This window comes from Micromonospora sp. NPDC050695 (assembly GCF_040654415.1).
Classification (GTDB): Bacteria; Actinomycetota; Actinomycetes; order Mycobacteriales; family Micromonosporaceae; genus Micromonospora.
Map to the genome: position 1 here is coordinate 41,096 of NZ_JBFAHZ010000031.1, position 24,699 is coordinate 65,794.

24 protein-coding genes are annotated in these 24,699 nt (G+C 71.6%); 9 read left to right on the forward strand and 15 right to left on the reverse strand.

The genetic code is table 11. From position 1 onward, the window contains the following. Window positions 1-60: 60 nt before the first annotated feature. The 5 genes from AB0H52_RS21605 to AB0H52_RS21625 all read right to left on the reverse strand — a co-directional run bounded on the left by AB0H52_RS21605 (window position 61) and on the right by AB0H52_RS21625 (window position 5,633). Window positions 61-984: a tetratricopeptide repeat protein gene (locus AB0H52_RS21605; RefSeq protein WP_151493346.1), complete on the reverse strand. Its 924-nt coding sequence runs from the start codon at window positions 982-984 to the stop codon at window positions 61-63. Between the two features lie 182 nt (window positions 985-1,166). Next, window positions 1,167-2,855, reverse strand: a complete 1,689-nt coding sequence (locus tag AB0H52_RS21610) for a methylmalonyl-CoA mutase family protein (protein WP_151490927.1) — start codon at window positions 2,853-2,855, stop codon at window positions 1,167-1,169. A 94-nt stretch (window positions 2,856-2,949) separates the two neighbouring features. Beyond that, window positions 2,950-3,360, reverse strand: coding sequence for an Asp23/Gls24 family envelope stress response protein (locus AB0H52_RS21615; protein ID WP_357949543.1), 411 nt, complete (start codon window positions 3,358-3,360; stop codon window positions 2,950-2,952). 93 nt (window positions 3,361-3,453) lie between these two features. Then, window positions 3,454-4,389 (reverse strand): methylmalonyl Co-A mutase-associated GTPase MeaB, encoded by a 936-nt coding sequence (meaB, locus tag AB0H52_RS21620; RefSeq protein ID WP_225854600.1) that lies wholly within the window; start codon window positions 4,387-4,389, stop codon window positions 3,454-3,456. A gap of 44 nt (window positions 4,390-4,433) precedes the next feature. Beyond that, window positions 4,434-5,633 carry an acetyl-CoA C-acetyltransferase gene (locus AB0H52_RS21625; RefSeq protein WP_151490930.1) on the reverse strand — a complete coding sequence of 400 codons (1,200 nt, stop codon included), beginning with the start codon at window positions 5,631-5,633 and terminating at the stop codon, window positions 4,434-4,436. Between the two features lie 62 nt (window positions 5,634-5,695). On the opposite strand from AB0H52_RS21625, the gene mce reads away from it, so the two are divergent. The 4 genes from mce (at window position 5,696) to AB0H52_RS21645 (ending at window position 11,826) form a co-directional block, all read left to right on the forward strand. Then, on the forward strand, window positions 5,696-6,169 hold the full coding sequence (mce, locus tag AB0H52_RS21630; protein ID WP_357949548.1) for a methylmalonyl-CoA epimerase: 474 nt from the start codon (window positions 5,696-5,698) through the stop codon (window positions 6,167-6,169). 364 nt (window positions 6,170-6,533) lie between these two features. Beyond that, window positions 6,534-7,889 (forward strand): crotonyl-CoA carboxylase/reductase, encoded by a 1,356-nt coding sequence (gene ccrA, locus AB0H52_RS21635; RefSeq protein WP_151490944.1) that lies wholly within the window; start codon window positions 6,534-6,536, stop codon window positions 7,887-7,889. 286 nt (window positions 7,890-8,175) lie between these two features. After that, complete coding sequence (locus tag AB0H52_RS21640) at window positions 8,176-9,438, forward strand: DivIVA domain-containing protein (RefSeq protein ID WP_151490932.1); 1,263 nt, start codon at window positions 8,176-8,178, stop codon at window positions 9,436-9,438. Between the two features lie 177 nt (window positions 9,439-9,615). Beyond that, window positions 9,616-11,826: a hypothetical protein gene (locus AB0H52_RS21645; protein WP_151490933.1), complete on the forward strand. Its 2,211-nt coding sequence runs from the start codon at window positions 9,616-9,618 to the stop codon at window positions 11,824-11,826. 89 nt (window positions 11,827-11,915) lie between these two features. On the opposite strand, the gene AB0H52_RS21650 is transcribed toward AB0H52_RS21645, so the two are convergent. Continuing rightward, window positions 11,916-12,245: a hypothetical protein gene (locus AB0H52_RS21650; RefSeq protein ID WP_151490945.1), complete on the reverse strand. Its 330-nt coding sequence runs from the start codon at window positions 12,243-12,245 to the stop codon at window positions 11,916-11,918. Between the two features lie 314 nt (window positions 12,246-12,559). Here AB0H52_RS21650 and AB0H52_RS21655 point away from each other — a divergent pair, with 314 nt between their 5' ends. The 3 genes from AB0H52_RS21655 to AB0H52_RS21665 all read left to right on the forward strand — a co-directional run bounded on the left by AB0H52_RS21655 (window position 12,560) and on the right by AB0H52_RS21665 (window position 14,739). After that, window positions 12,560-13,369, forward strand: coding sequence for a helix-turn-helix transcriptional regulator (locus AB0H52_RS21655; RefSeq protein WP_357949552.1), 810 nt, complete (start codon window positions 12,560-12,562; stop codon window positions 13,367-13,369). Next, complete coding sequence (locus AB0H52_RS21660) at window positions 13,360-13,548, forward strand: DUF397 domain-containing protein (RefSeq protein ID WP_151490934.1); 189 nt, start codon at window positions 13,360-13,362, stop codon at window positions 13,546-13,548. The genes AB0H52_RS21655 and AB0H52_RS21660 overlap by 10 nt, the downstream gene beginning before the upstream one ends. Before the next feature lie 90 nt (window positions 13,549-13,638). After that, window positions 13,639-14,739 (forward strand): AI-2E family transporter, encoded by a 1,101-nt coding sequence (locus AB0H52_RS21665; RefSeq protein ID WP_357949569.1) that lies wholly within the window; start codon window positions 13,639-13,641, stop codon window positions 14,737-14,739. 4 nt (window positions 14,740-14,743) lie between these two features. Here AB0H52_RS21665 and AB0H52_RS21670 read toward each other — a convergent pair whose 3' ends face one another. The 7 genes from AB0H52_RS21670 to AB0H52_RS21700 all read right to left on the reverse strand — a co-directional run bounded on the left by AB0H52_RS21670 (window position 14,744) and on the right by AB0H52_RS21700 (window position 21,081). Next, entirely contained in the window at window positions 14,744-15,541 is a 798-nt protein-coding gene (locus tag AB0H52_RS21670) for an alpha/beta hydrolase (RefSeq protein ID WP_151490935.1), read from the reverse strand. A gap of 70 nt (window positions 15,542-15,611) precedes the next feature. Next, entirely contained in the window at window positions 15,612-15,935 is a 324-nt protein-coding gene (locus tag AB0H52_RS21675; RefSeq protein ID WP_231640156.1) for a hypothetical protein, read from the reverse strand. A gap of 64 nt (window positions 15,936-15,999) precedes the next feature. Beyond that, complete coding sequence (locus AB0H52_RS21680) at window positions 16,000-17,103, reverse strand: hypothetical protein (RefSeq protein ID WP_357949556.1); 1,104 nt, start codon at window positions 17,101-17,103, stop codon at window positions 16,000-16,002. Next, window positions 17,100-17,594 (reverse strand): SigE family RNA polymerase sigma factor, encoded by a 495-nt coding sequence (locus AB0H52_RS21685; protein ID WP_151490937.1) that lies wholly within the window; start codon window positions 17,592-17,594, stop codon window positions 17,100-17,102. The genes AB0H52_RS21680 and AB0H52_RS21685 overlap by 4 nt, the downstream gene beginning before the upstream one ends. A gap of 40 nt (window positions 17,595-17,634) precedes the next feature. After that, window positions 17,635-19,425, reverse strand: a complete 1,791-nt coding sequence (locus AB0H52_RS21690) for a 3-hydroxybutyryl-CoA dehydrogenase (protein WP_151490938.1) — start codon at window positions 19,423-19,425, stop codon at window positions 17,635-17,637. Between the two features lie 126 nt (window positions 19,426-19,551). After that, window positions 19,552-20,616 carry an alpha/beta hydrolase gene (locus AB0H52_RS21695; RefSeq protein ID WP_151490939.1) on the reverse strand — a complete coding sequence of 355 codons (1,065 nt, stop codon included), beginning with the start codon at window positions 20,614-20,616 and terminating at the stop codon, window positions 19,552-19,554. Between the two features lie 48 nt (window positions 20,617-20,664). Next, window positions 20,665-21,081 carry an FHA domain-containing protein gene (locus AB0H52_RS21700; RefSeq protein ID WP_151490940.1) on the reverse strand — a complete coding sequence of 139 codons (417 nt, stop codon included), beginning with the start codon at window positions 21,079-21,081 and terminating at the stop codon, window positions 20,665-20,667. Window positions 21,082-21,337: 256 nt separating this feature from the next. On the opposite strand from AB0H52_RS21700, the gene AB0H52_RS21705 reads away from it, so the two are divergent. Continuing rightward, complete coding sequence (locus AB0H52_RS21705) at window positions 21,338-22,834, forward strand: aldehyde dehydrogenase family protein (RefSeq protein WP_357949561.1); 1,497 nt, start codon at window positions 21,338-21,340, stop codon at window positions 22,832-22,834. Between the two features lie 25 nt (window positions 22,835-22,859). Here the strand turns inward: AB0H52_RS21705 and nucS are convergent, their stop codons facing one another. After that, window positions 22,860-23,519 carry an endonuclease NucS gene (gene nucS, locus AB0H52_RS21710; RefSeq protein ID WP_151490942.1) on the reverse strand — a complete coding sequence of 220 codons (660 nt, stop codon included), beginning with the start codon at window positions 23,517-23,519 and terminating at the stop codon, window positions 22,860-22,862. 71 nt (window positions 23,520-23,590) lie between these two features. Here nucS and AB0H52_RS21715 point away from each other — a divergent pair, with 71 nt between their 5' ends. Continuing rightward, complete coding sequence (locus tag AB0H52_RS21715; RefSeq protein WP_151490943.1) at window positions 23,591-24,208, forward strand: DUF4126 domain-containing protein; 618 nt, start codon at window positions 23,591-23,593, stop codon at window positions 24,206-24,208. 62 nt (window positions 24,209-24,270) lie between these two features. On the opposite strand, the gene AB0H52_RS21720 is transcribed toward AB0H52_RS21715, so the two are convergent. Beyond that, window positions 24,271-24,699, reverse strand: a 429-nt coding sequence (locus AB0H52_RS21720) for a hypothetical protein (protein ID WP_357949564.1), incomplete at its 5' end; no start/stop codon positions are given.

Below are 24,699 nucleotides of genomic sequence, written 5' to 3' on the forward strand. Positions count from 1 at the left end.
CCGTCCTCGGTGGTCGGGCGGGCCGGCCGGAACGCCGGCCCGCGCTGGCGTGCTACGAACTCAGAACAGGGCGCTGGCCAGGGCGCGACGCGCCGAGGCGACCGCCGGATCGTCCGGACCGGCGATGGTGAACAGCGACACCAGGTGCTGGCGGACCACCTCCCGGTCCTCACCGGCGGTGCGCCGGACCAGACCGACCAGCCGGGCGTACGCCTGCTCGGCGAGGCCGCTGAGCACCTCGATGTCGGCGGCGAGCAGCTGGGCGGCCACGTCGTCGGGGGCGCTCTCGGCGGCGGCCAGCGCGGTGGCCGGGTCGGCGCCGGCCACCCGGCGGGCCACACCGACCTGGGCGAGGCCGGCCTCGGCCGCGGCGTCCGCCGGGGAGTCGGCGAGGATCTTGCGGTACGCCCGCTCGGCGGCGTCCAGGTCACCACTCATCAGCGCGTCGTCCGCCTCGTCGAGGCGCGGGTCCTCCGGTTCGGCGACGGTCACGCCGCCGGCCTTGAGCACGGCCTGCAGCCACTGGCGCAGCTGCGCCTCTCCGACCACGCCGGAGAAGGCGTCGATCGGCTGGCCGCCGACCACCGCGTAGACCATGGGGATGCCCTGGACCCGGAACATCTGGGCGATCCGCGGGCTCTGCTGCACGTCGACGCGGGCGAGCACCCAGGCGCCGTCACTCTCGGCGGCCAGTCGCTCCAGCACCGGGGCGAACTCGTCGCTCTCCGGGAAGCCGGCCGCGCCGAAGAAGACGACGACGGGCATGGCCATCGAGCGTTCGAGCACCTCGGACTGGATGGTCGCCTCGGTGACGTCGACGATGGCGGCGTTGCCGCCGGCGGTGGGCCCGCCGGGTGCGCCGGTGGACGGGCCGCCCTGCGGGGGTGTGCCGGGGCGGGAACTGGCAGGTGCGGGGCCGCGCAGCGTGCTGAGGTCGACCGCGCCGCGGGTGAAGATCGACGAGGTGATCCGTGGGTCGCTCATGGTTACCTAGTCTCGCACGCGGGCGAGGATTCTCAGCTCACCCACAACCCCGACGTTGCAACTCTCACCCCCGCCCCCACCCCCGCGATCTTGCACTTCCCGTCCCGACATTTCGCCGCAAAAACGGCGTACCGGCAACAGGAACCGCAAGATCGACGGGGGGTGGGGGTGGGAGGTGGGGGTTAGAAGCGGGCGGGCTCTCGGTAGGTGCCCCACTCGGCGCGGAGGGCGTCGCAGATCTCGCCGAGGGTCGCCTCGGCGCGGACGGCGTCGAGCATGGCGGGGATCATGTTCTCGTCCGTCCTGCTGGCCTGGACCATCCGGGTGACCGCGGCGCGGACCGCGCCCTCGTCCCGTGCACCCTTGCGCTCGGCGAGCACCCGGCGCTGCTCCAGCTCCACCTCGTGCGAGATGCGCAGGATCTCCAGCTCCTTGGCGACCGTGCCGGTGTGGCAGTTGACGCCGACGATCTTCTTGTCGCCCTTCTCCAGGGCCTGCTGGTAGACGAAGGCCGACTCGGCGATGTGCCCGGTGAACCAGCCGTCCTCGATGCCGCGCAGGATGCCGGAGGTCATCGGGCCGATCTGGTGCGGCCCCTCGCCGCCGAGCTGCCGGATCCGGGCGAAGATCTCCTCCGCCTCGGCCTCGATCTTGTCGGTCAGCGCCTCGACGTACCAGGAGCCGCCGAGCGGATCCGCCACGTTGACCACGCCGGTCTCCTCCATCAGCACCTGCTGCGTTCGCAGGGCGATCTCGGCGGACTCGTCGGTGGGCAGCGCCAGGGTCTCGTCCAGCGCGTTGGTGTGCAGCGAGTTCGTGCCGCCGAGCACCGCGGCGAGGGCCTCGACGGCCGTCCGTACGACGTTGTTGACCGGCTGCTGGGCGGTCAGCGACACCCCGGCGGTCTGCGTGTGGAACCGCAGCCACAGCGCCTTCTCACTGGTCGCGCCGTAGACGTCGCGCAGCCAGCGGGCCCAGATCCGGCGGGCGGCGCGGAACTTGGCGATCTCCTCGAAGAAGTCGACGTGCGAGTCGAAGAAGAAGCTCAGCCCCGGCGCGAAGACGTTCACGTCCAGCCCGCGCGAGAGGCCCAGCTCCACGTACCCGAATCCGTCGGCCAGGGTGTACGCCAGCTCCTGCGCGGCGGTGGAGCCGGCCTCGCGGATGTGGTAGCCGGAGACCGACAGCGGCTTGTAGCGCGGGATCTCGGCGGCGCAGTACTCCATCAGGTCGCCGATCAGGCGCAGGTGCGGCTCGGGGTCGAACAGCCACTCCTTCTGCGCGATGTACTCCTTGAAGATGTCGGTCTGCAGGGTGCCGTCCAGTTTGGACAGGTCGGCGCCCTGCCGCTCGGCGGCCACCAGGTACATGCAGAACACCGGCACCGCCGGCCCGGAGATGGTCATCGAGGTGGTGACGCCGGCCAGGTCGATGCCGTCGAAGAGCGCCTGCATGTCGGTGGCGGTGTCGATCGCGACGCCGCAGTGCCCGACCTCGCCGAGGGCCTGCGGGTCGTCCGAGTCGCGGCCCATCAGCGTCGGCATGTCGAACGCGACCGAGAGGCCGCCACCGCCGGCACCGAGGATCATCTTGTAGCGCTCGTTGGTCTGCTGGGCGTTGCCGAAGCCGGCGAACTGCCGGATCGTCCAGGTCCGCCCGCGGTAGCCGGTCGGGTACAGACCCCGGGTGTACGGGTACTCGCCCGGCCAGCCGATCCGCTCGAAGCCCGGGTACGCGCTGCCCTCCGGCGGCCCGTAGACCGGATCCACCGGCATCCCGGAGAGCGTGGTGAAGTCGGCGTCACGCTTGCGCGCGGCGTCGTACCGGGCCTGCCAGCGTGCCCGTCCGGCGTCGATCTCGTCGGCGTCCATGCGCAGGGCTCCTCCTCGGTCCTCGACTGCACGTCGAGTGTAGAGCCCTCGCCTGAACGATCGCTAAGTCACGCCGTACCGGCGGGTAACCAGGTCAGACGGTGGGAGCGGCGGGGCCACCCATCGCCACGTCGTCGACCCGGATGTTGACCTCGTCGACCCGCAGCCCGTACGCCTCGACGGCCTCGGTGACCCGGGCACGCACCTCGCCGGTGATCTCCGGCACCGGCTGACCGGCCTCGATCACCAGCACCAGGTTGACCACGGCGGCGTCCCCGGTCACGTGGGCCGAGCAGCCCCGCCGGGCGTCGCCCACCTGGTCCAGCCCGACCCGGTCGAGCACCGAGTTGAAGAACCGGACCACGTCCCCGCCCAGCTCGGCCACGCCGGGCACCGCGCGGGCCGCCGCCACGGCGATCTTCTCGATCACCTCGTCGGAGACATGCGTCGTACCGCCGGCCGGCACCGATGCCGTGCTCAGCTCCTGCGTCGCCTCGTGATCCATGCCCGCTCCCCTGCTCCTCGTGCCGACCCCACCGCCGTGTGGCGGTGCGAGCCTACAAGGACGAGGTGCCGCCGAGGTGTCCCCGGTGGACGGTCAGCGGGCGAGCTGGGCGAGCAGCGTGTCCGCCGCCGCGTACGGGTCGAGGGCACCCTCGGCCACCCTGGCGGCGAGCGTGCTCAGCTCCGTACCGTCGCGCAGGGAGCCGATCCGGGCGCGGAGGGTGCCGAGCGCGATGGCCTCGACCTCGGCGGCGGCCCGCGCCTCCTGGCGGCGGCGCAGCTCGCCGTGCTCGACCAGCCAGCCACGGTGCTTGTCGATCGCGGCGGCGATGTCGTCGATGCCCTCACCCCGCGCGGCGACCGAGCGGACCACCTGCGGTCGCCACTGCCCCGGCCCGCGCTCACCGAGGGCGATCATGCCCTGGATGTCGCGGACGGTGGCGTCGACGCCGTCCCGGTCGGCCTTGTTGACCACGAACACGTCGGCGATCTCCAGGATGCCGGCCTTGACCGCCTGGATCGCGTCGCCCATCCCGGGTGCGAGCAGCACCAGCGTGGTGTCGGCCAGCGAGGCGACCTCCACCTCGGCCTGCCCGACGCCGACGGTCTCCACCAGCACCACGTCGCAACCGGCGCCCTCCAGCACGCGGACCGCCTGGGGCGTCGCCGCGGACAGCCCGCCGAGGTGCCCCCGGCTGGACATGGACCGGATGTAGACGCCCGGATCGGTCGCGTGGTCCTGCATCCGCACCCGGTCGCCGAGGATCGCGCCGCCGGTGAACGGGCTGGACGGGTCGACCGCCAGCACCCCCACCCGGTGCCCGCGCGCCCGCAGCGCGCGGACCAGCTCGTTGGTGGTGGTCGACTTGCCCACCCCGGGGGAGCCGGTCAGCCCGACGACCTGGGCCTGCCCGGCGTACGGCGCGAGCGCGGCGGCGATCTCCGGCAGCAGCGTGTCGCCGTTCTCCACCAACGTGATCAGCCGGGCCACCGCGCGGGGGTCACCCGCGCGGGCCCGCTCGACCAGCATCGGTACGTCCCGGCTGCGGCGCACCGACGTGGTCACCTCTGCGCTCACTTGTCGGTCTCAGCCTTACCCGGCACGTGGATGATCAGCGCGTCGCCCTGGCCACCGCCGCCACAGAGCGCCGCGGCGCCGGTGCCGCCGCCGCGCCGCTTCAGCTCCAGGGCGAGAGTGAGGACGAGACGCGCGCCGGACATGCCGATCGGGTGCCCCAGCGCGATCGCGCCGCCGTTGACGTTGACCCGGTCCGGGCTGACGCCGAGGTCACGGGTGGACTGGATGCCGACCTGCGCGAACGCCTCGTTGATCTCGATGAGGTCCAGGTCCTCGACGCTCAGGCCACCCTTCTTCAGGGCGTGGTTGATCGCGTTGGACGGCTGCGAGTGCAGGGAGTTGTCCGGGCCGGCGACGTTGCCGTGCGCGCCGACCTCGGCCAGCCAGGTCAGGCCCAGCTCGTTGGCCTTGGCCTTGCTCATCACGACCACGGCCGCCGCGCCGTCGGAGATCGGCGAGGAGCTGCCGGCGGTGATGGTGCCGTCCTTGGTGAACGCGGGACGCAGCTTGGCCAGCGACTCGGCGGTCGTGTCCGGGCGGATGCCCTCGTCGTCGCTGATCACCAGCGGGTCACCCTTGCGCTGCGGGATCACCACGGGGGTGATCTCCTCGGCGAAGTGGCCGTTCTTCTGCGCGGCGGCGGCCCGCTGGTGGCTGGCCGCGGCGAACGCGTCCTGCTCCTCGCGGGAGATGCCGTGCTTCGTGCCGAGACGCTCGGTCGACTCGCCCATCGAGCAGCAGTCCCAGGCGTCGCTGAGCCCGTCGTGCGCCATGTGGTCCTTGACCACCACGTCGCCGTACTTGTAGCCGGAGCGCTGGCCCAACAGCAGGTGCGGGGCGTTGGTCATCGACTCCATGCCGCCGGCCACCACGATGTCGAACTCGCCGGCCCGGATCAGCTGGTCGGCCAGGGCGATCGCGTCCAGGCCGGAGAGGCAGACCTTGTTGATCGTCAGCGCCGGCACGGACATCGGCACGCCCGCCTCGACGGCCGCCTGGCGGGCCGGGATCTGGCCGGTGCCGGCCTGCAACACCTGCCCCATGATCACGTACTGGACCTGGTCGGGGCTGACCCCGGCACGCTCCAGCGCCGCCGAGATCGCGATCCCGCCGAGCTTGGTGGCCGGGAGGTCCTTGAGGTTGCCCAGCAGCCGCCCCATCGGGGTGCGCGCGCCGCTGACGATCACCGAAGCCATGCCTGCCTCCGAGGGGGGTGCCGAGCTGTACGCCTTAACGATTGTTCGGTCAGACTAGCGCCATGGCTGAGAACTCCCCCGCCGAGCCCGGTGCGGACTACGTCACAGACATCGGGCTTCGCAAGATTGACCACGTCGGGATCGCCGTGGCCGACCTGGACGCCGCGATCGACTTCTACCAGCGGACGTTCGGGATGCGTTGCGTACACGTCGAGACCAACGCCGAGCAGGGCGTCCGGGAAGCGATGCTGGCCGTCGGGCCGACCACCGAGGGTGGCTGCGTGCAGTTGCTCGCCCCGCTCACCCCCGAGTCGACGATCGCGAAGTTCCTCGACCGCAACGGGCCGGGCGTGCAGCAGGTCGCGTACACCGTGGCGGACATCGACGCGGCCTGCGCGGCACTGCGCGAGCGCGGGGTACGACTGCTCTACGACGAGCCGCGACGCGGCACCGCCGACAGCCGGATCAACTTCGTGCACCCGAAGGACGCCGGCGGCGTGCTGATCGAGCTGGTCGAGCCCGCCGCCGGCCACTGACCCGCCCCTGCGGGCGCCCCGCCGGGCGCCGTCCTACCGCCCTGCCGTCCAAGATCCGCACAACATCCGGGATGTGGTGGTCTCCGCCCGCCGTGAGGCCACTACATCCCTGACGTTGCGGCCACCCGGCGGCGTCCGGCGCACGTCAGTGCGCGGTTGGCGGGGCGCCTGGACACCTTCACGCATCGGCGGATGCAGTTTTTCACAGAGGACTTCCGGCTTTAGCTACCGTTCAGTAACGTCCCGGCCCACAGGAGCGCGACCGGTGCCGGATGTGTCGAATGCCGACATGGCGGTCGTGCCCACCGGCGCCGACGATGGCAGCACCCGGGCCCGTACGGGTGCGGACGAACCGGAGGTCACCGTGCAGGACATCCTCGAAGCGATCATGGCGGCGGAGGAATCGAACGATCCGGACCGCGAGCTGGCCGGCGTCGCCGGGCTGCCGGTACCGGAGAGCTACCGGGGTGTGGTCGTCCGCGCCGAGGAGTCGCGGATGTTCGACGGCATGGCCACCCGGGACAAGGACCCCCGCAAGGCGTTGCACGTGCAGGAGGTGCCGACCCCGGAACTCGGGCCGGGCGAGGCGCTGATCGCCGTGATGGCGAGCGCGATCAACTACAACACGGTGTGGACCAGCATCTTCGAGCCGGTGTCCACCTTCACGTTCCTCCGGCGCTACGGGCGGATCTCCGAGCTGACCCGCCGGCACGACCTGCCGTACCACGTGGTCGGCTCGGACGCCGCCGGCGTGGTGCTGCGCACCGGCCCCGGGGTCACCCGGTGGGCGGCCGGCGACGAGGTCGTCGCGCACTGTCTCTCCGTCGAGTTGGAGGACGCGGCCGGGCACGACGACACCATGCTCGACCCGCAGCAGCGGATCTGGGGCTTCGAGACCAACTTCGGCGGCCTGGCCGAGCTGGCCGTGGTCAAGGCCAACCAGCTGATGCCCAAGCCGCGCCACCTGAGCTGGGAGGAGGCGGCGAGCCCGGGGCTGGTCAACTCGACCGCGTACCGCCAGCTCGTCTCGCACCACGGCGCCAACATGAAGCAGGGCGACGTGGTGCTGATCTGGGGCGCGTCCGGCGGCCTCGGCGGGTACGCCACCCAGATGGCACTCAACGGCGGCGCGATCCCGGTCTGCGTCGTCTCCTCGCCGGAGAAGGCCGAGCTGTGCCGCCGGATGGGCGCGGAGCTGGTCATCGACCGGGCCGCGGAAGGTTTTCGGTTCTGGAAGGACGAGGAGACCCAGGACCCGGACGAGTGGCGGCGCCTCGGCGAACGGATCCGCGAGCTGACCGGCGGCGAGGACCCGGACATCGTCTTCGAGCACCCGGGCCGGGAGACGTTCGGCGCGAGCGTCTACGTGGCCCGGCGCGGCGGCACCATCGTCACCTGCGCGTCCACCAGCGGCTTCCAGCACCAGTACGACAACCGCTACCTGTGGATGCACCTCAAGCGGATCGTCGGCAGCCACTTCGCCAACTACCACGAGGCGTGGCAGGCCAACCGGCTGGTCGCGCTCGGCAAGGTGCACCCGACGGTGTCGCGCACGTACCCGTTGGAGCAGACCGGCCAGGCGGCGTACGAGGTGCACCGCAACGCCCACCAGGGCAAGGTCGGGGTGCGTTGCCTCGCCCCCACCGACGGGCTGGGCGTTCGCGACGGGGAACTGCGGGCCCGACACGAGGACGCGATCAACCGGTTCCGGGGGCACTGACCGGGCCACCGGCCGGACGGATGAGCACCGGATGGCCAATGCGGTGATCGGCCATTGTTCTTCCACCCTCATTTGCGCAACGCCGCTCGGGATCGAACAAAGGGCCACGGGACATCCCCGTGGCCCTTTTCCATGTCACGCTGCGTGGCGTCCGACCCGCCCGGGACCTGCCAAGATCGGCGATTGGTCCGGCATCGCCGAGCGCGGGAGTTGACCATGTAAAGAGGACACGAAAGCTGCGCACCGCTCTTGCGAAGCACCCTGGGGCGTCTGCCAGTATGTCCCAATGCCCCAGCAGCAGTCCTCCCCTCTCGCGTTCTTCGATAACGCGAACTCGCAGCCAGATTTCACCGTTGGCCTGCGCGGATACAACACTCACCAGGTCGATGACTTCCTCGGCCGGATGACCGCCGCGCTGACCCAGTCCGAGCAGGCCCGTGCCGAGGCCGAACAGCGGATGAACGACGCCCAGCGTCGGCTCCGCCAGGCCGAGCAGCGCATGAGTGCGCTGGAGCAGAAGCTCGCCGACACCAACAAGCAGCTCGAAGAGAACAGCCGGCCCACCCTCTCCGGGCTCGGCACCCGCGTCGAGCAGATCCTCCGGCTCGCCGAGGAGCAGGCCAACGACCACCGCAACGAGGCCAAGCGCGAGTCGGAGGGCATCCTCTCCGCCGCCCGCCTCGAGGCCCGTGAGATCACCGACAAGGCCCGCGCCGAGGCCGCCGCGATGAAGGCGAGCGCCGAGCGCGAGGCCGGCAACCTGCGTACCGCCGCCGAGCGCGAGGCCGCCGAGGTCCGGGTGCAGGCCCGCCGCGAGGCCGACACGCTGCGCGCGGACGCCGACCGCGAGACCAAGCAACTGCGCACGGTCACCGCGCACGAGGTGGCCGAGCTGAAGTCGACCGTGGAGCGGGAGGTGGCCACCCTGCGCGCCACCGCCGAGCGGGAGATCACCCAGCAGCGGGCCAAGGCGGCCCGCGAGGCCGAGGAGAAGCGCGCCGAGGCGACCAAGCTGCTCACCGACGCGCGGGACAAGCGCGACAAGGATCTGCAGGCCCTGGAGCTCCAGTTGGCCGAGCGGCGGGAGAAGGCGGAGCGCGAGGAGTCCGAGCGGCACGCCGCCCAGGTCGCGCAGACCCAGAAGCTGGTCAGCGAGGCTGAGCAGCGGGCGCGGGCCGCGCAGGAGCGGGCCAAGGAGATCGAGCAGCGCGCCGAGGCCCGCCGGGTCGAGTCGGAGCGCAACGCCGCCGAGACGGTGGACAAGGCCAAGGCCCTGTCCGAGAAGACGCTCAACGAGGCCAAGGCCGAGTCGCAGCGCCTGCTCACCGAGGCCCGCACCGAGGCGGAGCTGACCACGCAGGCCGCCCGCCGCGAGGTCGAGGACCTCACCCGGCAGAAGGACGCGGTCACCTCGCAGCTCGGCCAGATGCTCTCCGGGCTCGCCGGGATCGTCCCCGGGGTGCCGGCGTCGGCAGCTCCGGCGGCCAAGCCGGAGGCCAAGAAGACCGACGGTGGTCAGGAGCGGGTGACCGCGGAGACCGCCGGCTGACGCCAGGCGTCAGGTCGGGGCATCGACGGCGCGAGGTGACACCGGGTAACCGGTGTGACCTCGCGCCGTATGCGTTTCCCAGCCCGTGGCACGCAGTGCCGCGAATGGAGTGAAGTAGGTCCCACAAGGGGCGTCCGTATCGCCCCAGCCGGAGCCGATGCGTGTGAGGATGGGGGCATGTCGCACGGCGAGGAACTGTTCGCGCTCGGCGGGGACGTGACGACGGAGCCCAGCTTCGAGTCCGCTCTGCGGGGGTACGAAAAGAAACAGGTCGACCGGTACGTCGCGCGTGCCGAGCACGAGATCGCGACCCTCGCCGCCGAACGGGAACAGGCCTACACACAGATCCACAAACTCGCCGGCCAGGTCGAGGTGCTGCAACGCGACCTCACCCAGGTACGCAAGCAGATGAATGTGGTGGACCGGGCGTCGTTCCGACACCTGGGCCCCCGGGTCGAGTCGATCCTCACCCTCGCCGAGGAGCAGGCCGAGCAGATCCTGTCGGCGGCCAACGAGGAGATCGAGGCCCGTCGTACCGCTGCCGAGCACATCATCGAGGAGGCCCGGGAGCAGGCCGGGCGGGCACTGAAGGACTTCGAGATCGCCCTCGCCGCGCGGCGCGCGGAGGAGGAGCGGCACAGCGCCTCCCGGCGTGCCGAGGCGGAGGCGACGCTTCAGGCGGCGAAGGATGAGTCGGCGAAGCTGCGCAAGGCGGCACAGGACGCGTTGGCGAAGGCCCAGCAGGAGGCCACCCAACTGCGGGACACCGCCAAGGAGATCCACACTCGGGCTCAGCAGGAGTCCACCAAGCTGCGCGAGGCGGCCCGCGAGGCGCTGACCACCGCCCGGCAGGAGGCCAGCGAGCTACGCGAGGCCGCCAAGGAGGTGCACGCCAAGGCGCAGCAGGAGGCAAAGCGGCTCACCGACACCGCGACCGAGGCGGGCCGGGCCACCCACGCCAAGGCGCAGCAGGAGGCCAAGCAGATCATCGACGACGCGTCGATGGCCGGCCGGGCCACCCGGGCCAAGGCGCAGCAGGAGGCGGAGCGGCTGACCACGCAGGCCACCGAGTCGGCCAAGCGCAACCGGGCCGAGACCGAGGCGTACGTCCAGCGGATGCGCACCGAGACCGAGGCGTACGTCAAGCACGCCCGCGCGCAGACCCAGCAGGAGCTGGGCGCCTGGCGCGCCGGGGTGGAGCAGGAGGTCAACTCCCGGCGGGAGGCGGCCGACCGGGAGCTGGCCCAGCGGCGGTCCACGGCCGAGCAGGAGTACGCGAAGCGCCGCGACGAGCTGGACAAGCAGCACGCCTCCCGTCAGCAGGAGCTGGAGGCCGGGTTCACCAGCCGTCAGCAGGAGCTGGAGAGCACCTTCACCGGCCGCCAGCAGGAGTTGGAGTCGAGCTTCACCGCCCGCCGCGACGAGCTGGAGACCGAGTACTCGACCCGCAAGGAGACGCTGGAGACCGAGTACACCGGCCGCAAGAACGAGATCGAGCAGGGTGCCGAGGCGATCCGCCTGGCGGCCGAGCGGGACGCGTCGGCCCTGCGCGAGCGCGCCGAGTCGGAGGCCGCCGAGCTGCTGAGCCGGGCCGAGGCCGAGGCGGGCGACAAGCGCCGCAAGGCCGACGAGCACGTCGCGGCGTCGCGTCGCCAGTTCGAGGAGTACGCGGCCACCACCCAGCAGCACCTCGCCACCACGCAGCAGCACCTGGCGGCCACCCAGCAGGAGTCGGCGGCCGGCCGGCAGCAGCTCGCCCAGGTGATGTTGGAGATCGCGCAGGCCCAGCAGCAACTCGCTGACCTGCGGCAGGAGACGTGGAGGGCCCGGCAGGAGTCCGACGAGATCGAGCGGCGGATGGCCGAAGTGCGGCTGCACAGCACCACCGGCCCGATCGACGGCCCGACCGCGCCGGCGGCGGGCGATCGCCCCGACGACGCGCCGGCGACCGGCGAGGCTTCCGCCGTACCCGCGACCGTGGCGACCAGCGGCGGGAACGGCCCGGCCGACGACGCCGGTACCGACGGACCGACCAAGACCGCGACCGTTGCGGCCGGCGGCGGGAACGGCCCGGCCGGCGGCGACGGTGCGGCCGGTGGTCTCAAGGTCGCGCCCGACGGCGTTGCGCAGCCGGTGAACGCCAGCGCCGACGATTCCGGGCAGTCGACCACGCGACCGGTGGCCGAGCCGGTGACCACTGTCGACGGTGGCACGGCCAGCGCCGGGGTCGACGGCGAGCCGACGGTGGCGGCCGTTCCGGGCGAGGGTGGCCGGGACGCCAAGCCGACCAAGATCACCAGCACCGGCGAGAACGGCAAGCGCCCCAGCAAGCCGACCACCGACGAGCGCAGTGCCAAGCCCAGCAAGGTCACGATCGAGAAGGACTAACGGACGCCCACACCGAGCGTCGAGATCTTGGACAGTTTCCGTTAGGACGTGACGGAAACTGTCCAAGATCTGCACGGAGCCAGCAGGGTCTAGCTGACGTGCGGGGGTGGATCGATGATCGGGCGGCGGAACGGCCCCCACGCCACGAAACGTTCGAACAACTCCCTGGGCGTCGGCCCGTCGTAGGGATTGAGCTGGTACAGGTCGTGTGCTGCCTCGTGGTAGAGCCCGGCCAGGTAGATGGTCAGCGCGGCAGGATCTTCGTCGAACTCCGCCTTGAGCAGCAGCCGGGCGTCCGCACAGGGCCAGGGTCGGCCGTCGGCCCGGCAGCGCCACATGGGTCGCAGCGGAGTGTGCGGCGTCCGCGCACCGCAGGGTCGGGGGAACGCGGGGTACGGCCCAAGTCGCGGCTGGGGCAGCCCCGATGCCGGCGTACGGCCCCGGCCACCCGATCCAGAGCCCGACGGCGTGCATCTCGACCGGGGCGCCGCGGTGACGGGCAGCGCGCGACCGGCACGGCGAGAACTGGGCATGGGTACCTCCTCGACTGGAAACGGTTGCGCCGCCGGGAACAGGGCTTGAGGCGACGACAGCCGCACGATCCGGTACGTGACAGTCTGCTGACCAGGCCACTACGTTCGGAAGGCACCACCGTGTTCGACGGCGGCGCTGTGTCGACGGCACGGCGCGCCGGGACAGTTGGTGGAATCGACCCACGACCTGCGGAGGCACTGTGGAAGGCGACGCCGCGCCGACGGCTGACATGATCCGCGCGCAGTTGCGTCGGCTGCGGACCGCCGCCGGGATGAGCCAGGAGGATTTCGGCCGTCTGGTCCACTATCCCGGCTCGATGGTGTCGGCACTGGAGCGGGGCCAACGACCCCTGGACCGGCTGTTCCTGGCCCGCGCCGACGAGGTGCTGACCACCGACGGCCTCCTCGTCCACCTGCTCGAGCTCGCGGAGCGGGACGGTCAGCCGAGCTGGTTCCGTCCGTGGCTGGACGCCGAGCGCAGCGCCCGCCAACTGCGGTGTTTCCAACCCACGCTGATCCCGGGGCTGCTACAGACCGAGAACTACGCCCGCGCCGTTATCCGTTGCGACGACCTGCTCAGCGACGACGAGGTGGAACGCCGGGTCCACGCCCGCCTGGACCGCCAGTCGCTGCTGATGCAGCCGGATCCGCCGCAGTTCGTGGCGGTGGTGGACGAGTTGGTGCTGCGGCGGTCCGGCGAGGAGGTCCGCGGCTTGATGGTCGAGCAGCTCACTCACCTCGTCGCGAGCATGGAGCGACCACACGTCAGCCTGCACGTCATTCCGGCCGACGTCGGGCTGCACGTCGGCCTCTCCGGGCCGTTCAACCTGGCCCGTGGTGCCGACGGTGGTTGGGTTGGGCACATGGAGCACCAGATTGACGGTCTCGTCGTGGATGGCGACCATGAGGTGGCTACGCTGCTGGCGCGCTGGGAGATGATCAGAAGCAGTGCGTTGTCCCGCCGCCAGTCGATCGAACTGATGAAGGAAGTTGTGACCTCATGGACCTGACCGGCGCGCTCTGGCGCACGTCCAGCCGTAGCGGTAACGGTGAGTGTGTCGAGGTGGCGGACAACCTGCCCGGGGTGGTGGGGGTGCGGGACAGCAAGGACCCGTCCGGCACGGTGCTGGTCTTCGCGCCGGCCGCGTGGCGGGCGTTCGTGGCCGCCACCCGTCGTCCCACCGCCTGAGCCGGGAGGTCCCTGGTGCCGCAGCATGACCCGTCCGGCGACGACCCGGACGTGACCCCCGAGTCCTCCTCGGCCCAGGCACCCGCGCCGGTGCCGGTCCCCGCCCCGGGAATCGACCCCGACGAGCCGCCGGCGGTCCCGTCCGGGAAGTTCGGCACTCCGGGGCGTCCGCTGCGGCGCAGCAGTTTCCTGATCGGCTTCACCGGCGCGTTGGGCGTGCTGCTGGCGTACACCCTCTTTCTGGGGATTCGCAACGCCGGCGGCATCCTGGTGCTGGTGGTGATCGCGCTCTTCCTCGCGGTCGGCCTCAACCCGGCGGTGGTGCGGCTGCGCCGGTGGGGCGTGCCGCACGGCCTTGCGGTCGCGGTGGTCGCGTTGACCGTGGTGTTGCTGATCTGCGGCGGCGTGGTGGCGTTGGTCCCGCCGATCGTGACGCAGTCCGGGCAGTTCATCGACCAGATCCCCAGCCTGCTTGAGGAGTTGCGCCGCAACCCGACGGTCAACGACCTGGTGGAGCGGTACGACGTGGTGGAGCGGGTGCAGGGCGCGGCGAACGCGGACACCATCGGCCGGGCACTGGGCGGGGTGCTCGGCGGGGCCCAACTGATCTTCGGCACGGTGTTCCGGACACTGACCGTGCTGGTGCTGACCATCTACTTCCTGGCGTACTTCAACCGGCTGCGTTCCCTGGGCTACGCGTTGGTGCCCCGCTCGCGGCGGGAGCGGGTGCAGCTGATCGGCGACGAGATCCTGACCAAGGTCGGCGCGTACATGGTCGGGGCCCTGAGCATCGCGGTGCTGGCCGGCGCGACCACCTTCGTGTTCGCGTTGATCGTCGGGCTGCCGTACCCGTTCGCGTTGGCCGTGGTCGTCGCGGTGACCGACCTGATCCCACAGATCGGCGCCACCCTCGGTGCGGTGATCGTGAGCCTGGTCGGCTTCGCCGCCGACCTGCCCACCGGCATCGCCTGCGCGGTGTTCTTCCTGATCTATCAGCAGGTGGAGAACTACCTGATCTACCCGAAGGTGATGCGGCGCTCGGTGGAGGTCAACGAGGTGGCCGCCCTGCTGGCCGCGCTGCTCGGGGTGGCCCTGCTGGGCGTGGTGGGTGCGCTGATCGCCATCCCGACGGTGGCCGCGCTGCAACTGATCCTGCGTGAGGTGGTGCTGCCCCGGCAGGAGCGGCGCTGACCCGTCAGTCGCCCGGCCGGGGCACGGGGGTGTCCGCGAAGGCCGCCACCGTCCGGTCGGCGTACGCGCTGACGTCGCCGGCCTCCATCGGGCCGTCCCAGGTGGTCGGCAGGGGCACCTCGACCGCGGGGTTGACCCGGCGGACGATCTCGTCGAGCACGGTCTCCGCGTCGCCGACCCAGAGGTGCTTGGCGCCCGGCACCCCGACGACCTCGGCCTGCGGCACGGCCGCGAACCGCTCCCGCGCCTCCGCCGGGCGCAGGTAGTCGTCGAACTCCGGCACCAGCGCCACCAGCGGCCGACCGGAGCCGGCCCAGGTGGCCAGGTCGTCCGGTGTCGAGAAGCGCAGCGGCGGGGAGAGCAGGATCGCGCCGGCGATGGCCGGGTCACACCCGTACTTGAGGGCCAGGTCGGTGCCGAACGACCAGCCGACCAGCCAGATGTTGGGCAGTTCGGCGAACTCCGCGTACTCGATGGCGGCGGCCACGTCGAAACGTTCGCCCACCGCACCGTCGAAGGCCCCCTCGCTGGTGCCGCGCACACTGCTGGTGCCGCGGGTGTTGAACCGCAGCACGGCCACGTCGGCCAGCGCGGGCAGCCGCCAGGCCGCCTTGCGGAACACGTGGCTGTCCATCATTCCGCCGTGGGTGGGCAGCGGGTGCAGGCAGACCAGGGTGGCGACCGGCGGTCGCTGCGCCGGCAGGGCCAACTCGCCGACCAGCCGCAGACCGTCGGCGGTGTGCAGCTCGATGTCCTCCCGACGACCGGGCAGGATCGACGACGCGCGGATCGGTGTGCTCACCGCCCAAGTCTGTCGCGAAGTCGCCGCCGCCGCCCGCCCAGGCAGGAAGAGGGTGATCCAGGTCGCTCGCTCAGTAGCGCGGGGTGCCCCGGCCGCGCTGCACCGCCGGGCCGCGCCGCTCCCGGGCACGCCAGCAGCCGCTGTGCCAGTGCCGCCGGTCGGTCAGGTCACCCAGGCCGTCCGCCGGCCAGGCCACCAGGTGCGCCACCCCGGGTCGGATCTCCTGGTCACAACCGGGGCAGCGGTACGTCTTGACCGACGCGCCCGCGCCGATCCCGCGCACCTGCCAGGCACCGTCGGTCCACTGCTGCACCGAGGCGACACCCTGCCGGACCCGGTCGGCATCCAGGTTGGCGTTCTCGTCCCGGCGAGGGCGATTGCGACGGGGGCTCACAGTCACCAAGCGTACGTTCCGCCGGACGGACCAGCCCCGGGGGCGGTCCGTCCGACGGCTGCGCTCACTTCCAGCTCTGCGGCCGCGTCGGGTCGTCGACGACCCGCGCCCCCGCCAGCACGGTCGTCGCGTCCGCCTCGGTGAAGCCGCTCGTCGCGCCCGGCTCGGCGTCGGCCGGCCGCCGCCCCTCCCACTGCCAGTTGAAGTTGACGCTCACCGTCGTCCGGGGGATGCCGAGCAGATCCAGGGTCGACCCGTCCGCGGAGAGGTTCGCGGGGCGGCCAGCGATGGTCCGGTTCCCCTCGGTCCGGGTGCCGGCCCCGCTCGCGTAACGGTAGGTCACGAACATGATCTGGTTCGCCGCCCGCCCGAGGGTGAAGTCCGAGGTGACCAGCTTCGGGTACGCGCTGACGTCGACCGAGCAGGTGTTGATCGGCGCGCCGTCGGGCAGGGCGTCGAGCCGCAGCGGCACGGCGCACGAGCGGGCCTCGTTCCAGCGCAGTGCCCCGACCGCCCGCTCCAGCCCGGCGCGGTCCCCCTGCAGGATGACGGCACGGGCGTACAGACCCGGTGCGGGATTCCAGGACGTGACCAGCCCACTCGCGCCGCCACTCGTCGGGTGGATCGTGCCGTCGAAGGACTGGATCCCCAGCCTGGCCACGTCGACCTCGACGTTGCCGAACGAGACGCTGGTGGACAACGATTCCGGCGTACGGCTCACCTGGACATGCACCGGTTGGTCGTCCCGCACGCTGAGCCGTACCGACTCGGTGTGGCCCCGGACGACCGACCAGCCCAGGTAGCGCACCCGGGTCGGGTCGAGGCCGAAGTGCAGCACCGTCGGATCGCTGCCGACCAGCGCCGGGTCGGCGGCGGCACCGAGCACCCCGTCGACCCGGGGCGGCACCGGCGTGGCGCCGGCGGGCGTGGCGGCGGGCCTGGCGGCGGTCCAGGGCAGTCGACCGGTCAGCCCGTCGGGGCCCGTCCCGGTCACCCCCACCACGCCGAGCGCCCCGACCAGGGACAACGCGGTCCCGGCGGCGACCCGGCGGTGCAGTTGACGGCGGCGGCCGCGCGCGCGGGACGCCCGCAGCAGCCGGTTGGTGTCGACGTCGCCCTCGGCACGCTCTCGCAGGGTCTGGGCGATCTGTTCGTCGAGGTCGATCACGGCCGGCTCCCGTTCTTGGCCGGGGCACCGCAGCGCTCCCGGAGGTTCGCGAAGGCCCGCATCGCATGGGTGCGGACGGTGACCGGCGAGCAGTCCAGGATCTGGGCGATCGTCGCGTCGTCGAGGTCCTCGTAGTAGCGCAGCACCAGCACCGCCCGCTGGCGGTCGGGCAGGCCGAGGATCAGCCGCCACATCTCGTCCCGGTCGGCCACCTCGCCGCCGAGGTCGCCGCGCTGCGGGCGGTCGGCGACGGTGTCGACGGCCAGCTCGCGGCTGGACCGGCGGCGCCACCAGGAGTTGTTGGCGTTGACGAGCATCCGACGCACGTACACGTCGGGACGGTCGGCCCGGGAGATCCTGCGCCAGTGCACGTACGCCCGGGACAGCACGTCCTGGGTGAGGTCCTCGGCCCGGTGCTCGTCGCCGGTCAGCAGCCGCGCCAGCCGGACCAGGGCCGGGCCGCGGCTGGCGACGTACTCCTCGAAGGTCACACCATGCAGACGCGGCCGGGACGTTCCGGCGTTGACCCGGTCAGCGGTGCGAGTGGTCGCGGAATCCCCGGCGGGTCTTGCGGCCCAGGTAGCCGGCGGTGACCAGGTGCTCCAGCAGTGGCGCGGGCGCGAAGCCCGGCTCGCGCAGCTCCAGGTACAGCTCCCGCTGGATGGCCAGCGAGACGTCCAGTCCGACCACGTCGAGCAGCTCGAACGGGCCCATCGGGTAGCCGCAGCCCAGCTTCATCGCGTGGTCGATGTCGTCGGCGGTGGAGTAGCTGGCCTCCAGCATCTTCACCGCGTCGTTCAGGTACGGGAAGAGCAGCGCGTTGACGATGAACCCGGACCGGTCGCCGCAGACCACGCCGGTCTTGCCGAGCGCGGCGCAGACCGCGCGGGCGGTGGCGGTGGCCTCCGGCGAGGTGCGGATGGTGCGGACGACCTCGACCAGCGGCATGACCGGCGCCGGGTTGAAGAAGTGCAGCCCCACCACGTCGGCCGGCCGCTGGGTGGCCATCGCCACGTCGATCACCGGCAGGGAGGAGGTCGTGGTGGCCAGCACCACGCCCGGCTTGCAGATCTCGTCGAGGCTGGCGAAGAGCGCCTTCTTGACGCTCAGCTCCTCGACCACCGCCTCGACCACCAGGTCGACGTCGGCGAGGTGGTCGAGGGTGCCCGACCAACTGATCCGGCCGAGCGCGGCGTCCCGGTCGGCCTCGGCCAGCTTGCCGCGCACCACGCCCTTGTTCAGCGAGGTCTTCACCGCCTCGCAGACCGTCGCGGACTTCTCCGCGCCGCGGGTCACCGAGACGACCTCGTAGCCGGCCTTCGCGAACACCTCGATGATCCCGGTGGCCATCGTCCCGGAGCCCACGACGCCGACCTTGGCGATGGCTCGCGCGCCGTCGGCGAGCGCGGCCTCCGTGGCCGGCGGCGTCGCCTCATCCGGTACGACCACCGGGGAGCCGGGCCGCTCGTAGGTGTAGAAGCCCCGGCCGGACTTCCGGCCGAGCAGTCCCGCCGTCACCATCTGCTTGAGCAGCGGCACCGGGGCGTGCCGGCGGTCCCGCCCGCCGCGCCGGTACATGGTGTCCAGGATCTCGTACGCGGTGTCCAGGCCGATCAGGTCCATCAGCGCGAGCGGGCCCATCGGCAGGCCGCAGCCGAGCTTCATCGCGGCGTCGATGTCCTCCCGGGTCGCGTAGTGCGACTCGAACATGCCGACGGCGTGGTTGAGGTAGCCGAAGAGCAGCGCGTTGGCGATGAAGCCGGCCCGGTCGTTGATGGTGACGTCGACCTTGCCGAGCCGGCCGCAGAGCGCCTCGACGTCGGCGACCACCTCGGGCGAGGTGACGACCGTGCGGACCACCTCGACCAGCTTCATCACCGGGGCCGGGTTGAAGAAGTGGATGCCGATCACCTGGTTGGGCCGGGTGGTGGCGACCGAGATCTCGGTGACGCTCAGCGACGAGGTGTTGGTGGCCAGGATGGTCTCCGGCCGGCAGACCCGGTCCAGTTCCGCGAAGATCCGCTGCTTGAGGTCGAGGTGCTCGGGCACCGCCTCGATGACCAGGTCCACGGAGTGCAGCGCGTCCAGGCCCACCGCGAAGTGGACCCGCTCGTGCAGGGCGTCCCGGTCCGCTGCCGCGAGCTTGCCCTTGGCGACGGCCCGGTCGGTGGAGCCGGTGAGGGTGGCCCGGCCGCGTTCCAGCGCCGGCTCGGAGATCTCGACCGCGACCACGTCAATGCCGTTGCGGGCGAAGACCTCGACGATGCCGGCACCCATGGTGCCCAGCCCCACCACACCCACGGTGCTGAACTCGCGCGCCACGACCGGCCTCCCCAGACACTCCACACGGCCACTGAACGGCCGCTAAGGTTATGCGCGCGAGTCTGCCACGTGACGCTTGGTTGTCGAGACGCCGTGGCATATTTCACCCACGGTGCCCCAGTGCCCCTAGACGGCCGGCACGTCGGTCAGGGCCAGCAGCTCCGCGACGAACTCCGCCGGGCGTTCCAGGTGCGGGCTGTGCCCGCAACCGGGCAACACCACCTCGTGGTACGCGCCGCCGGCCGCCGCGTACCGCTCCAGCACCGCCCGGGTCTGGCCGACCATCGGCTGCGGCGGGCAGACCTCCTCCCCGGGCCAGCCGGGCAGCACGCCCAGCGAGCCCAGGTACGCCAGGTCGAACAGCGAGGTGTCCGACACGATCACGTCGGCGCCCCCGCGTACCCAGGTGACCGGCGGCTTGTCGGCCACAGCGACCAGTTCGTCGGCGAGCCGGAACCAGGTCGGCGCGAGCGCGTTGAGCACTCCCCGCTCCCCCGGCGCCATGCCCGGCCAGTTCTCCGACGGCACCGCCGTGCCCGGATAGTTGTCGTCGCCGGTCGCCGTCGACAGCAGGCTGTCCAGCAGCAGCTCCTCGTCCGTGTCCAGCGAGGCCGGGTCGGCCACGTAGGTGGCCCGCAGCACGGCGCGTGGGCTGGCCTGCGCCTCGGCGCCGCGGTCACCGGCGGCGAGCCGAGCGGTGAAGTCCCGGTTCGCCGTGCCGCCACCGGTACCGGCGAAGTCGGGAGTGGTCGGTGTGCCCGCCACGTCCCGGGTGCCGCCGAAGCCGTACGGGGAGACCGGCGCGGCGAGCAGCAGCGCGCGGACCCGTTCCGGGTGGTCGACGAGCAGCCGCATCGCCACCCCGCCGCCGAGGGAGTGCCCGACCACCACGGGGGTCGCGTCGCTGCCGCCGAAGAGCGTCGGGTCGTCCAGCAGTGCGGCCACATCGTCGGCGAAGTCCCGCAGGCCGCGGGTGGCGTCCACCGGCGCGGTCTCGGAGTCGCCGTAGCCACGCAGGTCCGGTGCGACCACCCGCAGCGTCGGCGGCAGCCGCCGGATCAGTGGCTCCCAGAACAGGGACGACGAGCAGTTGCCGTGGATCAGCAGCAGCGGCGTGCCGTCCGGCGGGCCGGCCACCCGTACCGCCTGGGTGATGCCGTTGGCCGTGACGGTCCGCTGCTCGGTCTCCATCCGCGGCATGCTGCCACGGCGCTCCGCGCCGGTCCAGACCCCCGACGCCTAGCGCCGCGCGGTGGGCGGCGCCGCCAGCGGCAACGGCAACGTCGGCCGAACGTCACGCCGGGACGGGCCGAACCTGAGCCCGACCGGATCGGTGTGCGCTACCCCCGGGTCGAACAGGCGCAGCTCGGTACGGCCGATCCGGATCACGTCGCCGTCGGAGAGCAACTCGGTCCCGGTGATCCTGCGGTCGTTGAGCCAGGTGCCGTTCGTCGAGCCCAGGTCCCGCAGCGACGCGCCCTCCGGGGCCAGCCACACCTCCGCGTGCCGGCGGCTCAAATGGGGATCGTTGATGACCACGTGACCGGTCGGCGCTCGACCGATCACCTGTGGCTCGGCCCGCAGCCGAAAACTCGCCCCGCGCATCGGCCCACCGGCAACCGTCAACAACGGCAGCAATTCTGGATGTTCCTCCATGGACAGTCAGCCCTCCACCCCACACCGTCACTCCGCGCGTCAGCTTGCCATCAGACGGTAATCGTCAATACCGACCAGCCGGTCAGCTCCTCGTCACCTCCCGGTCACCTTGTGTTCGACGATTCGGGCGACGGAGAGTCTCCACCCAGGGTCTGACCTGCCCTGATCAACGAGTGGGCGGATCGATGCGACTCCCGCACGGCCGGGTCGGAATCGCGGCCTACCGATGAGTAATCTTCGGGTCTAGACTGCCGCCATGACGGCTGTCCATGTCCCTGGCACGCCTCTCATCGATGCCGGCCACCTGGTTTCCACCAGTCCGGCCACCGGCGCCGAGGCCGGCCGCCTCCCGCTCGCCACCGAGGCCGACGTGCGGCAGGCCGTCGACCGCGCCCGCGCCGCCGGTGAGTGGTGGGTCGGGCTGGGCTTCAGCGGCCGTCGCGCGCGGCTGCTGCGCTGGCGCGCCCTGCTCGCCAAGCGGATCGAACAGCTCGCCGAGTTGGTGCACGTCGAGGGCGGCAAACCGGTCGCCGACGCGATCGTCGAGATCGTCACCGCGATCGAACACATCGACTGGGCCGCCCGCAACGCCGGCCGGGTGCTCGGCCCGCGCCGGGTGCGGTCCCGCCTCATCCTCGCCGAGTTCTCCGGGCACCTCGAATACCAGCCGTACGGCGTGGTCGGCGTCATCGGGCCGTGGAACTATCCGGTGTTCACCCCGATCGGCTCCGCCGCGTACGCCCTCGCCGCCGGCAACGCCGTGGTGCTCAAGCCGAGCGAGTACACGCCCGCCGCCGGCCAGTGGCTGGTGGACAGCTTCGCCGAGGTGGTGCCCGAGCAGCCGGTGTTCACGGCGGTGCACGGGCTGGGCGACGTGGGCGCGGCGCTCTGCCGTTCCGGGGTCGGCAAGTTGGCCTTCACCGGCTCCACCGCGACGGCCCGGAAGGTGATGGCCGCCTGCGCCGAGACACTGACCCCGGTGCTGATCGAGGGCGGCGGCAAGGACGCCATGATCGTCGACAGCGACGCCGACCTGGACGCCGCCGCCGAGGCGTGCGTCTGGGGCGGCATGACCAACGCCGGTCAGACCTGCATCGGCATCGAGCGGGTGTACGCCGTCGACCCGGTCTTCGACGCCTTCGTCGACAAGGTGGTGACCCGCGCCGGCCGGTTGACCGTCGGGCCGGAGGGCACCGACATCGGCCCGATCACGATGCCCGGCCAGCTCGACGTCATCCGCCGCCACATCGACGCCGCCATCGCCTCCGGCGGACGCGCCGTGCTGGGCGGCCCGAACGCGGTGCGGCCGCCATACGTCCACCCGACCGTCCTCGTGGACGTCCCGGAGGACTCGGCCGCCGTCCGCGAGGAGACCTTCGGGCCCACGCTGACCATCAGCCGGGTCCGCGACGCCGACGAGGCCGTCGACCGGGCCAACGCCCTGCCGTACGGCCTGGGGGGTTCGGTCTTCGGCCGGCGACGCGCGGTGGCCATCGCCCGGCGGCTGCGCTCCGGCATGGCCTCGGTCAACTCCAGCCTGACCTTCGCCGGAACGTCGACGCTGCCGTTCGGCGGAGTCGGTGACTCCGGCTTCGGACGCACCCACGGGGAGGACGGGCTGCGCGAGTTCGGTCGCGCCAAGGCCATCACCAAGCGGCGTGCCCGGTCACTGCTGCCGTCGATGACCTTCGAGCGCACCCCGACCGACGTGGCACGACTCATCAAGGTCATCAAGACGATGTACGGCAGGTGAGTGTCGGAACCCGGCGCGTGAGCGGTCAGAAGAGGGTCAGCTCGTCCTTCTCGATGCCGCGCAGCTTGTCGTAGTCCACCACCACGCACCGGATACCCCGGTCGGTGGCGAGCACCCGCGCCTGCGGCTTGATCTCCTGCGCGGCGAACACCCCGGTGACCGGGCTGAGCAGCGGATCACGGTTCATGAGTTCCAGATAGCGGGTCAGCTGCTCCACACCGTCGATCTCACCGCGCCGCTTGACCTCGACGGCCACCGCGCCGGAGTTCGCGTCCCGACAGAGCAGGTCGACCGGGCCGATCGCCGTCATGTACTCGCGGCGGACCAGCGTGTACCCCTCACCCAACGCGCCCGGGTTGGCGGCCAGCAGCTCCTGGAGATGCGCCTCCACCCCGTCCTTACGCAGACCCGGATCCACTCCGAGCTCGTACGAGGTGTCCTGGAAGATCTCGTCCAGGGTGATCCGCAGTTCCTCGCCAGCCTTGTTGACCACCCGCCACACGCCGGGGGCCTCCTCCAGCCGACACGGTGGGCTCATCCAGTTCAACGGCTTGTACGCCCGGTCGTCGGCATGGATCGACACCGACCCGTCCGCCTTCACCATCAACAACCGGGTGGCCAGCGGCAGGTGAGCCGACAGCCGTCCGACGTAGTCCACCGAGCACTTCGCAATGACCAACCGCACCCGACGAGGGTAGCCGAGCACCCCCCGGTCGCCACCGAGCGGCACTGGCACGTCGGTGCGATGCTGAGACTGTGCTCGAAGTCCTCACCGGTACCGGCCTCGCCGCCTCGGCAGGGTTGAACGCCTACATACCCCTGCTCACCCTCGGCCTGCTCGCCCGCTACACCGACCTGATCGACCTGCCCAGCGGCTGGACGTGGCTCGGCAACGGCTGGGTCATCGTCATCCTGGCCGTACTGCTCGCCGTGGAGATGGTGGCCGACAAGGTGCCGGTGGTCGACCACATCAACGACGTCGTGCAGACCGTGGTCCGACCCACCGCAGGCGGCCTCGCCTTCGGTGCCGGATCATCGTCGGAGACGGTCACCGTCAGTGACCCGGGAAGCTTCTTCTCCACCCACCAGTGGGTGCCGGTGGCCACCGGCGTAGTGCTCGCGTTCGGCGTCCACCTGCTCAAGTCCGCCGCACGCCCGGTCGTCAACGCGACCACCGCCGGGTTTGGCGCCCCGGTGGCCAGCACCGCCGAGGACGCCACCAGCGTGATCGTCTCACTCGTGGCGGTCATCCTGCCGGTACTGGTCCTGGTCTTCCTGCTCGCCCTGGTGTTCTTCGTCTTCTGGTTCGTCCGCCGCCGCTCCGAACGACGCCGCGAACGAGAGGCGGCCCGCGCCGCCGGCTTCCGCGTCTGACACCGAACATGCCGAAGGCCGGCACCCTGTGCGGGTGCCGGCCTTCGGTGTTGTTCTGCGGGTCAGCTGTTCCAGTGCTGGTTGACCAGGTCGGTGGCCTGCTGTTCCCACTGGGCGTAGGCGTCCGGGTAGGCCGACACCTGCACGGTCTGCGCGGCGTCGGTCAGCGCCATGTCCTGCCAGCCGTCGACCTGCGTGAGGCCCTTGAGGAACGCGGTGGTGGAGTAGGCCGGGTCGGTGATCTGTTCCGGCGTGCCCCAACCGGAGCTCGGGCGCTGCTGGAACAGGCCCAACGAGTCGTGGTCGTTGGCGTCACCCAGGTGGCCGAGGTTCTCCAGCTTCGACTCCTGCAAGCTCGTCGCGATCGAGATCACCGCGGCGCGTTCGGGCAGGCCAGCCTTCTTCGTCGCGGCGATGATCGCCTTGACGTTCGCGGTCTGCTCACCGTTGAGGGTGATGTGCGACTGCTCGCCCTGCGGCTTCGGCGCACC

What these genes read in the sequence shown, in the direction of transcription:
- AB0H52_RS21700 (WP_151490940.1), bottom strand. Translation starts at nt 21,081, where the DNA reads ATGGAGGAACATCCAGAATTGCTGCCGTTGTTGACGGTTGCCGGTGGG.
- AB0H52_RS21605 (WP_151493346.1), bottom strand. Translation starts at nt 984, where the DNA reads ATGAGCGACCCACGGATCACCTCGTCGATCTTCACCCGCGGCGCGGTC.
- AB0H52_RS21625 (WP_151490930.1), bottom strand. Translation starts at nt 5,633, where the DNA reads ATGGCTTCGGTGATCGTCAGCGGCGCGCGCACCCCGATGGGGCGGCTG.
- AB0H52_RS21615 (WP_357949543.1), bottom strand. Translation starts at nt 3,360, where the DNA reads ATGGATCACGAGGCGACGCAGGAGCTGAGCACGGCATCGGTGCCGGCC.
- AB0H52_RS21695 (WP_151490939.1), bottom strand. Translation starts at nt 20,616, where the DNA reads ATGGAGACCGAGCAGCGGACCGTCACGGCCAACGGCATCACCCAGGCG.
- AB0H52_RS21645 (WP_151490933.1), top strand. Translation starts at nt 9,616, where the DNA reads ATGTCGCACGGCGAGGAACTGTTCGCGCTCGGCGGGGACGTGACGACG.
- mce (WP_357949548.1), top strand. Translation starts at nt 5,696, where the DNA reads ATGGCTGAGAACTCCCCCGCCGAGCCCGGTGCGGACTACGTCACAGAC.
- AB0H52_RS21705 (WP_357949561.1), top strand. Translation starts at nt 21,338, where the DNA reads ATGACGGCTGTCCATGTCCCTGGCACGCCTCTCATCGATGCCGGCCAC.
- AB0H52_RS21640 (WP_151490932.1), top strand. Translation starts at nt 8,176, where the DNA reads ATGCCCCAGCAGCAGTCCTCCCCTCTCGCGTTCTTCGATAACGCGAAC.
- AB0H52_RS21660 (WP_151490934.1), top strand. Translation starts at nt 13,360, where the DNA reads ATGGACCTGACCGGCGCGCTCTGGCGCACGTCCAGCCGTAGCGGTAAC.
- meaB (WP_225854600.1), bottom strand. Translation starts at nt 4,389, where the DNA reads ATGCTGGTCGAGCGGGCCCGCGCGGGTGACCCCCGCGCGGTGGCCCGG.
- AB0H52_RS21610 (WP_151490927.1), bottom strand. Translation starts at nt 2,855, where the DNA reads ATGGACGCCGACGAGATCGACGCCGGACGGGCACGCTGGCAGGCCCGG.